Raw genomic sequence first — 11,101 nt, 5'->3', positions numbered from 1 at the left:
TGCCTCCGATGGGCACAGATCGCCTCGGGTGATCGGGAAGCGGTGCACTCGGGCGTAACGCGAGCTACCTCGTGGGCGCACGGTGACAGCCAGGACGGCACCCGCCAACACCGATTTCTTTCTGGAGCCCCCGAGTGAGCAAGCGCACCTTCCAGCCGAACAACCGTCGTCGCGCGAAGACCCACGGCTTCCGCCTGCGGATGCGCACCCGTGCCGGCCGCGCGATTCTCGCGAACCGTCGCAGCAAGGGTCGCGCCAGCCTGTCCGCCTGATTCCGATCAGGTCATGACATCGTGCTGCCCACCGAGAACCGGCTGAGGCGGCGCGAGGACTTCGCGACCGCGGTACGACGAGGACGCAGGGCAGGACGCCAGCACCTCGTCGTCCATCTTCGTAGCGGTGCCACGGACCCGCACGCGCCTGGGGAGAGCGCTCCCCCGACGCGTGCGGGTTTCGTCGTGAGCAAGGCTGTGGGCGGCGCGGTCGTACGGAACAAGGTGAAGCGCAGGCTTCGCCATCTGATGCGCGACCGAGTCGACCAGCTGCCCCCCGGTAGCCTGGTAGTCGTACGAGCGCTGCCCGGTGCGGGTGACGCCGACCATGCACAGCTGGCCCGAGACCTGGACGCCGCTTTGCAGCGGCTCCTGGGAGGGGGCGCGCGATGAAGTACCCATTGCTGGCTCTGATCAAGCTGTACCAGTGGACGATCAGTCCGCTGCTCGGGCCGGTGTGCAAGTACTACCCGTCGTGTTCCCATTACGGCTACACGGCGATCGACCGGCACGGTGCGATCAAGGGCACGGCGCTCACAGCCTGGCGCATCCTACGGTGCAATCCGTGGTCGCTGGGCGGTGTGGACCATGTCCCGCCACGCAAGCGCCCGCGGTGGCACGAGTTGCTGCGCAACGCTTGGCGCGCACGCAAGGGCGGGCCCTCCGCCGCCGAAACGGCCACCGAGGAGAATGTTCCTTCGGGCCCGGCCGCAGAGACCTCGCCCCATGCCCAAGGAGCATGATTAGTGGACACGATTGCCAGCCTCTTCAGCTTCATCACGACACCCGTCTCATGGGTCATCGTCCAGTTCCACAAGGTGTACGGCGCCATTTTCGGCGAGAACACCGGGTGGGCCTGGGGCCTGTCCATCGTGTCCTTGGTGATCCTGATCCGTATCTGCCTGATCCCGCTCTTCGTGAAGCAGATCAAGGCGACCCGGGCCATGCAGACGCTCCAGCCCGAGATGAAGAAGATCCAGGAGCGCTACAAGAACGACAAGCAGCGTCAGTCCGAAGAGATGATGAAGCTGTACAAGGAGACGGGCACCAACCCGCTCTCCTCGTGCCTTCCCATCCTGGCGCAGTCGCCGTTCTTCTTCGCCCTGTACCACGTGCTCAACAGCATCGCCAATAACGACACCATCGGTGTCATCAACCAGAGCCTGCTGGAGAGCGCGCAGAAGGCACACATCTTCGGGGCCCCGCTGGCCGCGAAGTTCACCGACAGCTCCGCGGACGTCGCGGCGCTCGAAGCCTCGCTGACCACGGTCCGGATCGTCACCGCGGTCATGATCGTCCTGATGTCGGCGTCGCAGTTCTACACGCAGCGCCAGCTGATGACGAAGAACGTCGACACCACGGTGAAGACGCCGTTCATGCAGCAGCAGAAGATGCTGATGTACGTCTTCCCGGTCATGTTCGCCGTCTTCGGCATCAACTTCCCCGTCGGTGTCCTGGTCTACTGGCTGACCACCAACGTGTGGACGATGGGCCAGCAGATGTACGTCATCCGCAACAACCCGACTCCGGGTTCCAAGGCCCAGGCCGCGTACCTGGAGCGGCTCACCAAGCACGTCACGCAGCACGGCAAGGCCCGTAAGCGCAGCGAGCGTGTCATCGTCAAGGCCATCGTCGCCAAGGGCCGGGACCGCAACGAGTACGAGCGCAAGTTCATCAACGGCCTGACCAAGGCGGGTCTCGCGGCGCAGGCCGACGGCAGTGTGGTGCAGGGAGAGAGCTCTGTCGCCACCGTGGCCGAGGACGGTACGCCGACCACGGCTGGTGCCCCCAAGCGTCAGCAGCCGAAGCGGCAGAGCAAGTCCCAGCGCCAGTCCGGCAGTGCGAAGCAGGCCGGTGAGCCGACCACCTCGCTCCAGAAGGCCGACGAGCCCGAGGACACCCAGCCCGGCGCTGCCAAGAACGCCGCTCAGAAGTCCGGCGGCAGCACTCGCAGCAAGGCCCAGTCCGGGCAGCGCAAGGGCGGCCCGCAGCGCCCCAAGTCCCCGTCCAAGAAGTAAGAAGGAGCCCATCCCGTGACGGAAGGCACCACCTCCGCTGCCGAGGGTGCAGACACCCTGACCCGCCTGGAGCAGGAGGGCGAGATCGCGGCGGACTACCTCGAGGGTCTGCTCGACATCGCCGATCTCGACGGCGACATCGACATGGACGTCGAGGCCGACCGCGCCGCTGTCTCGATCATCAGCGACGCGGGCGGCCGAGACCTGCAGAAGCTGGTCGGGCGTGACGGCGAGGTGCTGGAGGCACTCCAGGAGCTCACGCGCCTGGCCGTACACCGGGAGACCGGGGACCGCAGCCGGCTGATGCTGGACATCGCGGGCTACCGGGCCAAGAAGCGTGCCGAGCTTTCCGAGCTGGGCGCCAAGGCAGCCGCTGAGGTCAAGAACACGGGCGAGCCCGTGAAGCTGAACCCGATGACGCCGTTCGAGCGCAAGGTCGTGCACGACGCGGTCAAGTCCGCGGGCCTGCGCAGCGAGTCCGAGGGCGAGGAACCGCAGCGGTTCGTCGTCGTGCTCCCCGCCTGATCGGCCCGTTCGTTCCCCCGGCCCCGTCTGCCCGCAGGCGGGGCCGAACTTTGTCAGCCTGGTGGTTCTGGTGTCGGCGCTCGGTGCGCCGGTGCGTACGGAAGGACGGTCCCCCGTGACGGAGGCAGCGGAGCTTCCCCCTGTGCCCGAGCAGGCACGTGAGGTGTTCGGCGATCGCTACGGTGATGCGGTCCGCTACGCCGAGCTGCTCGCCGAGGCGGGTGTGCAGCGCGGTCTGATCGGCCCGCGTGAGGTGCCCCGCCTGTGGGAGCGGCACCTCTTGAACTGCGCGGTGCTCTCCGAGGTCGTACCGGAGGGGGTGACGGTGTGCGATGTCGGCTCGGGCGCCGGACTGCCCGGCATTCCTCTGGCCCTCGTCCGGGAGGACCTGAAGATCACCCTGCTTGAGCCACTGCTCCGGCGCACCAACTTCCTGACCGAGGTCGTGGAACTGTTGGGCCTCGATCACGTGACGGTGGTGCGGGGCCGTGCCGAGGAGGTCATGGGGAAGCTGACACCGGTGCATGTGGTCACCGCGCGAGCCGTGGCACCGCTGGACCGACTGGCCACGTGGGGCATTCCTCTGCTGCGACCGTACGGCGAGATGCTCGCCCTCAAGGGCGACACCGCCGAGGAGGAGCTCAAGAGCGCGGCCACGGCGCTGAGCAAACTCGGTGCTGTGGAGACGTCCATCCTGCATGTGGGCGAGGGACTGGTGGATCCGATGTCCACCGTCGTCCGCGTGGAGGTCGGGGAGAGCCCGGGAGGTGTGCGTTTCGCGGCGAAGCGTGCGAAGGCGGCCCGGCCGAGCCGGGCGCGGCGCAGGCGCTGAGCGAGGCCAGACACCGGGTATCGAATTCTGCGAAAAAGAGGTGCCTTTCCCCCAGGGTTATCCCGCGGGAAAGGCACCTCTTTTTACGTGTTTCCGGACCGCTTGTCAGCAGGCTCCGAATTTACCGCTCGACGCAGTAGTCCGAGGCCAGGGAGATGGAGCGGCAGACCCTCTTGATGGTCACCGTGCCGCCGTCACCACTGTAGGTCGTGGTGCCCTTGCCCTTCTTGTTCCACAGGGTGAAAATCTTGCTTCCGTGGCCGCTGCGCGTGTACTGCACGTAGACCTCGTTGTCGTCGTCGGCCAGGTCCTTGACGGCGGCAACGCCGTGGTCACCGTTGGTGCGGTAGGCCTGTCCCCAGATGGCCTTGACGTCCTGGTCGGCGAAGGCCGGCGTGGTGGCGCTCAGCATTCCGATGCCGATGATAACGGCAGCCGTGCGCGCGACATTCCTGGTCTTCATGGTGCTCCCCGTAATGCTTTTCTTGGTCAATTCAATGAAGCGGAGAGCGCGCGAATGTACTTCCGAAAATTGTGCCGGATTGGTCGACATCCGGCGCCCCCGATTCATTTCACACCCTACCTCGTTGATTAGGTGGTGAAATCCTCACGATAAATCCCTTGAGGGGTATTTGGGCTGTATGGCGTGAGGGCGTTTCTTCCGGAAAGATCGCTATCGTCCAGCCCTGCGTGGGGGTGCCGGCTGTGGCGGAGGTCTCATCTGGGACAGCCGGGTGGGGATAGTGACACTCTGCCGATGCTCAGGGTGTACTCCGTAAAAGGGTACAAAACTACTCAGGGTGGAGTGTCGTGAAGTATTTCGGGATGACGCTGGCATCGTGTTTCACGTGAAACGTCGCTCATTGCTGCACGGCATCATCGGTCGCGGCCGCGCCGCGGCCGAACCCAGAGATCGAAAGCCCCTCGGTTCTCTCAGAGAGGGGGCTCCTGGTGGTGCTCCGTCCCTCCTGGGGGGCACGGAGTTGTCCACAGAGGTGGATTTCTCCACAGAACACCAGGCCTCACTGGTTCACGACCCCGAAGGCATGGGAGGCTCTGTTCATTGCGAGCCTGAAGTCGAGGAGAGTGAATCCTTGCGGTCCGACGCCAACATCGCGGGACCGATGACCGATCCGGTCCCCGGTCCCCGTACCGAGTCGATGGGGGAGGATGTTTCACGTGAAACACCGCCCCCGATGGACGACACTCCCATCGGTCGTGCTGCCCAACTGGCGGTGGAGGCTCTAGGCCGCGCCGGCGAGGGCCTGCCGCGGCCCGAGCAGACCCGCGTCATGGTGGTCGCCAACCAGAAGGGGGGCGTGGGCAAGACGACGACGACCGTCAACCTTGCCGCCTCGCTGGCCCTTCATGGCGGCCGGGTGCTGGTCATCGACCTCGACCCGCAGGGCAACGCGTCCACTGCCCTGGGGATCGATCACCACGCGGAGGTTCCCTCCATCTACGACGTGTTGGTCGAGAGCAAGCCGCTCGCGGAAGTCGTTCAGCCGGTCCCCGATGTCGAGGGCCTCTTCTGTGCACCCGCCACGATCGATCTCGCCGGTGCGGAGATCGAGCTGGTGTCCCTGGTGGCACGCGAGAGTCGTCTGCAGCGGGCTATCCAGGCATACGAACAGCCGCTGGACTACATCCTCATCGACTGCCCGCCCTCGCTCGGCCTGTTGACGGTCAACGCGCTGGTGGCCGGCCAGGAGGTCCTGATCCCGATCCAGTGCGAGTACTACGCGCTGGAGGGCCTGGGCCAGCTGCTGCGCAACGTCGACCTGGTGCGGGGTCACCTCAACCCCACGCTGCACGTCTCGACGATCCTGCTCACCATGTACGACGGCCGTACGCGCCTAGCCTCCCAGGTCGCGGATGAAGTACGGACCCACTTCGGCGACGAGGTGCTACGGACGAGCATTCCCCGCTCGGTCCGTATCTCCGAGGCGCCGAGCTATGGCCAGACGGTGCTGACTTACGATCCAGGATCCAGCGGTGCCCTGTCGTATCTTGAGGCGGCACGAGAAATCGCGCTGAAGGGTGTCGGCGTCAATTACGACCCGACGCACGCTCACTTCGGCGCCCAGAGCAACCCGAGTATGGCGGAGGGCATCCAGTGAGCGAGCGACGGAGGGGTTTGGGCCGTGGTCTCGGCGCACTGATCCCTGCTGCACCGACGGAGAAGACGGTGCCTCCGGCTGCGATGGGAGGCGCTGCTTCCGCGTCCCCAGCCGCTGTACCGGTGCTGAGTGACCGTGGCGTGGCCGCTGCCAAGGTGGCGACGCTGCCGCCGGTTTCACATGAAACCGAGGAGCCGGCGCTCAACGGCGCTGTCGAGACGCCCGCACCTCCCATGGGCGCCCACTTCGCGGAAATCCCCCTCGACGCGATCACGCCCAACCCGAGGCAGCCGCGTGAGGTCTTCGACGAGGACGCGCTGCAGGAACTCGTCACCTCCATCCAGGAGGTCGGGCTCCTCCAGCCGATCGTCGTACGGCAGATCGGCAACGCACGCTACGAGCTCATCATGGGCGAGCGGCGCTGGCGGGCTTGCCGTGAGGCCGGCCTCGACGTCATCCCGGCGATCGTGCGGGCCACGGACGACGAGAAGCTTCTCCTGGACGCCCTCCTGGAGAACCTGCACCGCGCTCAGCTGAATCCCATCGAAGAGGCGGCTGCCTACGATCAGCTGCTGAAGGACTTCAACTGCACGCACGACCAGCTGGCAGACCGCATCGGCCGTTCTCGCCCGCAGGTTTCCAACACTCTGCGTCTGCTGAAGCTTTCGCCCAAGGTGCAGAACCGGGTGGCCGCCGGTGTGCTCTCCGCCGGGCATGCGCGGGCGCTTCTCTCCGTCGACGACCCGGAGGAGCAGGAGCGGCTGGCGTACCGAGTGGTGGCCGAGGGGCTCTCGGTTCGCTCCGTCGAAGAGATCGTGACCCTGATGGGCTCCCGGCCGCAGAAGGCCCAGCGCTCCAGGGGGCCGCGAGCCGGTTCCGTTCCCTCCCCGGCACTGTCCGACCTCGCGACCCGGCTCTCGGATCGCTTCGAGACGCGCGTGAAGGTCGAACTGGGCCAGAAGAAGGGCAAGATCACCGTCGAGTTCGCTTCTCCGGACGACCTTGAGCGGATCCTCAGCACGCTCGCCCCGGGCGAGAAGCTGGCGCTCCAGAGGAGTCTCCTGGACAGTGACGTGGACGAAGACGAGCTCTGAGGCTCGGTCGGCCGGGGTTCCTTCCTGGCCCCCTACGCGGGCCGTGTCCGGTGTGTACCGGAACACGGCCCGCACTTTGCTTTCTGGCGGTATCGATGGAATCGCTTCGTGGATACGATGCGTTTGGGTATGGCGCATCCATGTGGCAAGACCTCTTAGGGGAGGCGGGGTCCATGCGAACGGTGAGCCGGACCGGACTGGTGAGCGCGGGCCTTGGGCTGGGCGCGGTCGGCGGGTTCGTCGGCAGCCTGCTCAGGGAACGGAGCGCCCTGACAGCCGCTCGTGATGCCGCGGGCGAAGGAAGCGAGGATCAGCCTTCATGGGGCGTCGGCTCGTACCGCTCACGCTGGACAACCTTCCGGACCTTCCCAAGCGCTGCCGCGCGTGTGTCTTCTGGGAGTTGGACCCGGTCAGCGGTGAAGCCGCGGTAACAGCCGGAACCGCCGCCCTGGAGAAGGAATCCTGGATCTCCGCCGTCCTGTTGGACTGGGGCTCCTGCGGGCGGGTCGTCTACGTCGACGACGCGCCAGTGGGCTTTGTGCTGTACGCGCCTCCGGCGTACGTCCCCCGTGCGACAGCGTTCCCCACAAGCCCGGTGTCGCCGGACGCGGTGCAGTTGATGACCGCGTTCATCATGCCGGGCTACCAGGGTCAGGGGCTGGGCCGAGTGATGGTCCAGACAGTCGCCAAGGACTTGCTCCGCCGGGGCTTCAAGGCGATCGAGGCGTTCGGAGACGCGCGCTGGAAGGAACCGGCGTGTGTCTTGCCGGCCGACCATCTCCTGGCGGTTGGCTTCAAGACCGTGCGTCCGCACCCCAGCTTTCCGCGTCTACGGCTGGAAGTGCGGACGGCTCTGTCCTGGAAGGAAGACATGGAGATGGCGATCGACCGACTGCTGGGGGCTGTGCAGAAGGAACCGGCGTTGAGGCCGCTCTAGAGCAAGGACGCTCCAGAGCAGGCGCCTCCAAAGCGAATGGGCCAACCCGAGGGGGTTGGCCCATTCGTGTTTCACGTGAAACGTCACTCGGCGATGAAGTCCTCGAGGTCGCGGACGATCGCGGCCTTCGGCTTCGCGCCGACGATGGTCTTGGCGACCTCGCCGTTCTGGTAGACGTTCAGCGTCGGGATGGACATGACGCCGTACTTGGCGGCCGTACCCGGGTTCTCGTCGATGTTCAGCTTGACGATCTCGATCTTGTCGCCGTACTCGGAGGCGATCGCCTCAAGGGACGGCGCGATCTGGCGGCACGGTCCGCACCAGGCGGCCCAGAAGTCCACCAGGACGGGCTTGTCGCTCTTGAGGACGTCCTGCTCGAAGGAGTCGTCGGTCACGTTCTTCAGGGTGCCGGCCACGGCGGGCTCCTTAACTGGTTGATGCGTGGGGCGGATGGGGTTCAGGCGGGGGTTCAGACAGAGGTCTTCTCGGGCTCGGCCTGCTCCTCGTCCGCGAGGGCGGCGAGGAAGCGCTCGGCGTCGAGAGCGGCGGAGCAGCCGGTACCGGCCGCGGTGATCGCCTGGCGGTACGTGTGGTCGACCACGTCGCCGGCGCCGAAGACACCGGTCAGGTTGGTGCGGGTGGACGGGGCGTCGACCTTGAGGTAGCCCTCCTCGTCCAGCTCCAGCTGGCCCTTGAACAGCTCGGTACGCGGGTCGTGGCCGATCGCGATGAACAGGCCGGTGACCGCCAGGTCCGAGAGCTCGCCAGTCTTGATGTTGCGCAGCTTCAGACCGGAGAGCTTCTGCTCGCCCTGGACCTCGGCGACCTCGCTGTCCCAAACGAACTTGATCTTCGGGTCGGCGAAGGCGCGCTCCTGCATCGCCTTCGAGGCACGCAGGGTGTCGCGGCGGTGGACGATGGTCACGGACTTGGCGAAGCGCGAGAGGAAGGTCGCCTCCTCCATCGCGGTGTCGCCTCCGCCGATCACAGCGATGTCCTGGTCCTTGAAGAAGAAGCCGTCACACGTGGCACACCAGGAGACGCCACGGCCGGAGAGGGCGTCCTCGTTCGGCAGGCCGAGCTTGCGGTGCTGCGAGCCGGTGGTGACGATGACGGCCTTCGCCCGGTGGACCGTGCCCGCGGTGTCCGTGACGGTCTTGATCTCACCGCTCAGGTCGACGTTGACGACGTCGTCCGGAACGAGTTCGGCGCCGAAGCGCTCGGCCTGGCCGCGCATGTTGTCCATGAGCTCGGGGCCCATGATGCCGTCCTGGAAGCCCGGGAAGTTCTCCACCTCGGTCGTGTTCATGAGCGCACCACCGGCGGTGACGGCACCCTCGAACACAAGCGGCTTCAGCGACGCGCGCGCGGTGTAGAGCGCCGCCGTGTAGCCGGCGGGCCCGGAGCCGATGATGATCACGTTACGGACATCGCTCACGGCTTGATTCCTCGTCTCTGGACTGCGTCATCGGACCGGGGGAGCCCCTTTCAGAACTCTCACCCCACCCAACGGATCCTAAGGGGCGCGCATTCCCACTGTGTCCGGGCACACGGTCAAGCCCCATCGGAGGGGTTGTCAGGCAGGACGGAGACGAACAGCTGGGCTCTCAGGAACGCGTGTAAGAGTCCTTCAGGAGGACCTCGGCCGTGGTGGATGACGCGTGCTTCACACAGGTCGCATCCATGACGTAGACGGTGACCCGGCTGGCATTGGTGGCATCCGGCAACACGACGAGCAGAGCGTCCTTGCCTTGGTAGACGCCTTCCTTGGCGGCGAGCGCCGCGTCGTCGCGGCCGATGCCCTTCCTGACACATTCGGGCACGGTGATCTCGCGCAGGATCTTGGGGCTCCTGGTGTCGGATCCGCCTTCCATCCCCATACTGCGTTCCGGCTTGCGGGAGTCACCCGCAGAGCTGTCGCTCTTGGCGAGGAGATCGGCGACCTGATGCTCCAGCTTCGCTGCGGAGAAGGTGTCAGCGCCGCTCTGCCCTCCGTCGGCCGAAGGGCCGGCCCCTCCACCCACCAGCGAGGTCAGCAGCACGGAGCCGAGCCCCAGGGCGGCCGCCGTGAATGCGGCGCCGAGGATGGCCACCTTGCGACGTCCGGGATTCTTGCGATTCTTGCGGCCGGGACCGGTGGTTGATGAGCGGGCGTGGCCTGCCGGGCGGCCTGCCGGTGCCGATGTTTCACGTGAAACATGCGCGCTGTCGTCCGCGCCGGAGACCGGGTGGGCGTCCCCGAGGGGGGGTGCCGCTTCGGTGTCATCGGGCGCCGTGGCGTTCAGTAGAGCCTCCGCGGCGAGGGCGGCGTCGATGCGTCCGGCGACATCGGCGGGCATACGCGCGGGGCCGGGCAGAGTGCCGAGCAGTTCCCGGATCTCCTCCAGCGAGGCGTGGACGTCCGCGCACAACTCGCACTGGTCCAGATGCTGCCGTAGGTCTGCCGTCCTGGACGGGGGGAGCAGCCCCTCGGTGAGGTCGGAGATCTCGGCGACGTCCGGGTGCCCGGCCGTGTCCGTCGTGGAAGTCACGCTCGCCCACCTCCGCCCTTCACAGCAGCTGAATCGCTCGGCCCGGTATCTCGCGGATCCGTGGCCGGTGGCCTCGTGGCATGTGGACCCGCTGCCGGTGGGACGGATGCCCCCGGCGTCCGGTTCCGCCTCTTGCTGGAGTCCTTGCCCCCTCCGGCGCTGTCAGGCCGTAGATGGGTGAGGAGAGGCAGGAGTCTGGCTCTGCCGCGCGCGCATCGGCTCTTGACCGTGCCGGTCGGTACATCGAGGACCCGGGCGGCTTCCGCGACCGGGTAGCCCTGCATGTCCACCAGGACGAGCGCCGCCCGTTGGTCGGGCGGAAGCGTGCCGAGTGCTTCCAGCAACTGACGGTGCAGATCGTTGCGCTCTGCCGGAGCCGATGCCTCCTCGTGGGGCTCCAGCAACTGCTCCAGGCGCTCGGTGTCGTCGACGGGGGAGGTCTTCCGGGACGCCGCCTTGCGGGCGCGGTCCAGGCAGGCGTTCACGGTGATCCGGTGCAGCCACGTCGTGACGGCCGACTGGCCCCTGAAGGTATGGGCGGCCCGGTAGGCGGAAACGAGGGCGTCCTGGACGGCGTCAGCGGCCTCCTCGCGGTCGCCGAGTGTACGCAGGGCCACCGCCCAGAGCCGGTCTCGGTGACGCCGCACGAGTTCACCGAAGGCGTCGGGGTCGCCCTCGACATGGAGGGCCAAGAGAGCTTCGTCAGAACGTGAGGACCGAATATTGTCAACTGGCCCATGACTCACACATATCCCCCAAACTCGATGCGGGA

14 protein-coding genes are annotated in these 11,101 nt (G+C 66.7%); 9 read left to right on the top strand and 5 right to left on the bottom strand.

Features of this window, described 5'->3' with window-relative positions; genetic code table 11:
- Positions 1-134: 134 nt before the first annotated feature.
- The 6 genes from rpmH to rsmG all read left to right on the top strand — a co-directional run bounded on the left by rpmH (position 135) and on the right by rsmG (position 3,647).
- Entirely contained in the window at positions 135-272 is a 138-nt protein-coding gene (gene rpmH, locus ACFU95_RS22550) for a 50S ribosomal protein L34 (protein ID WP_005482975.1), read from the top strand.
- A gap of 21 nt (positions 273-293) precedes the next feature.
- Positions 294-665: a ribonuclease P protein component gene (rnpA, locus tag ACFU95_RS22545; RefSeq protein WP_345015364.1), complete on the top strand. Its 372-nt coding sequence runs from the start codon at positions 294-296 to the stop codon at positions 663-665.
- On the top strand, positions 662-1,015 hold the full coding sequence (yidD, locus tag ACFU95_RS22540; protein WP_048581443.1) for a membrane protein insertion efficiency factor YidD: 354 nt from the start codon (positions 662-664) through the stop codon (positions 1,013-1,015). Before rnpA ends, yidD begins: the two co-directional genes overlap by 4 nt.
- A 3-nt stretch (positions 1,016-1,018) precedes the next feature.
- On the top strand, positions 1,019-2,290 hold the full coding sequence (gene yidC, locus ACFU95_RS22535; protein ID WP_383830373.1) for a membrane protein insertase YidC: 1,272 nt from the start codon (positions 1,019-1,021) through the stop codon (positions 2,288-2,290).
- Between the two features lie 15 nt (positions 2,291-2,305).
- Positions 2,306-2,815 (top strand): protein jag, encoded by a 510-nt coding sequence (locus ACFU95_RS22530; protein ID WP_383830370.1) that lies wholly within the window; start codon positions 2,306-2,308, stop codon positions 2,813-2,815.
- A 115-nt stretch (positions 2,816-2,930) separates the two neighbouring features.
- The gene (gene rsmG, locus ACFU95_RS22525) at positions 2,931-3,647 is read left to right on the top strand and encodes a 16S rRNA (guanine(527)-N(7))-methyltransferase RsmG (protein WP_383830367.1); all 717 of its coding nucleotides are present in this window, start codon (positions 2,931-2,933) and stop codon (positions 3,645-3,647) included.
- A gap of 121 nt (positions 3,648-3,768) precedes the next feature.
- Here rsmG and ACFU95_RS22520 read toward each other — a convergent pair whose 3' ends face one another.
- Positions 3,769-4,110, bottom strand: coding sequence for a hypothetical protein (locus ACFU95_RS22520; protein WP_383830364.1), 342 nt, complete (start codon positions 4,108-4,110; stop codon positions 3,769-3,771).
- A gap of 583 nt (positions 4,111-4,693) precedes the next feature.
- On the opposite strand from ACFU95_RS22520, the gene ACFU95_RS22515 reads away from it, so the two are divergent.
- The 3 genes from ACFU95_RS22515 (at position 4,694) to ACFU95_RS22505 (ending at position 7,798) form a co-directional block, all read left to right on the top strand.
- Complete coding sequence (locus tag ACFU95_RS22515) at positions 4,694-5,767, top strand: ParA family protein (protein ID WP_383830472.1); 1,074 nt, start codon at positions 4,694-4,696, stop codon at positions 5,765-5,767.
- Entirely contained in the window at positions 5,764-6,861 is a 1,098-nt protein-coding gene (locus tag ACFU95_RS22510) for a ParB/RepB/Spo0J family partition protein (protein WP_383830361.1), read from the top strand. Before ACFU95_RS22515 ends, ACFU95_RS22510 begins: the two co-directional genes overlap by 4 nt.
- Before the next feature lie 319 nt (positions 6,862-7,180).
- Complete coding sequence (locus tag ACFU95_RS22505) at positions 7,181-7,798, top strand: GNAT family N-acetyltransferase (RefSeq protein WP_383830358.1); 618 nt, start codon at positions 7,181-7,183, stop codon at positions 7,796-7,798.
- An 83-nt stretch (positions 7,799-7,881) separates the two neighbouring features.
- On the opposite strand, the gene trxA is transcribed toward ACFU95_RS22505, so the two are convergent.
- The 4 genes from trxA to sigM all read right to left on the bottom strand — a co-directional run bounded on the left by trxA (position 7,882) and on the right by sigM (position 11,051).
- Positions 7,882-8,214, bottom strand: coding sequence for a thioredoxin (trxA, locus tag ACFU95_RS22500; protein ID WP_234761486.1), 333 nt, complete (start codon positions 8,212-8,214; stop codon positions 7,882-7,884).
- 53 nt (positions 8,215-8,267) lie between these two features.
- Positions 8,268-9,236, bottom strand: coding sequence for a thioredoxin-disulfide reductase (gene trxB, locus ACFU95_RS22495; RefSeq protein ID WP_383830354.1), 969 nt, complete (start codon positions 9,234-9,236; stop codon positions 8,268-8,270).
- Positions 9,237-9,405: 169 nt separating this feature from the next.
- The gene (locus ACFU95_RS22490) at positions 9,406-10,329 is read right to left on the bottom strand and encodes a hypothetical protein (protein WP_383830351.1); all 924 of its coding nucleotides are present in this window, start codon (positions 10,327-10,329) and stop codon (positions 9,406-9,408) included.
- Complete coding sequence (sigM, locus tag ACFU95_RS22485) at positions 10,326-11,051, bottom strand: RNA polymerase sigma factor SigM (protein WP_383830469.1); 726 nt, start codon at positions 11,049-11,051, stop codon at positions 10,326-10,328. The genes ACFU95_RS22490 and sigM overlap by 4 nt, the downstream gene beginning before the upstream one ends.
- Positions 11,052-11,101 lie beyond the last annotated feature (50 nt).

This window comes from Streptomyces sp. NPDC057623, assembly GCF_042800355.1.
Taxonomy (GTDB): domain Bacteria; phylum Actinomycetota; class Actinomycetes; order Streptomycetales; family Streptomycetaceae; genus Streptomyces.
The sequence above is the reverse complement of the archived record's forward strand: the minus strand, read 5'-3'. Positions and strand labels throughout refer to the sequence as shown.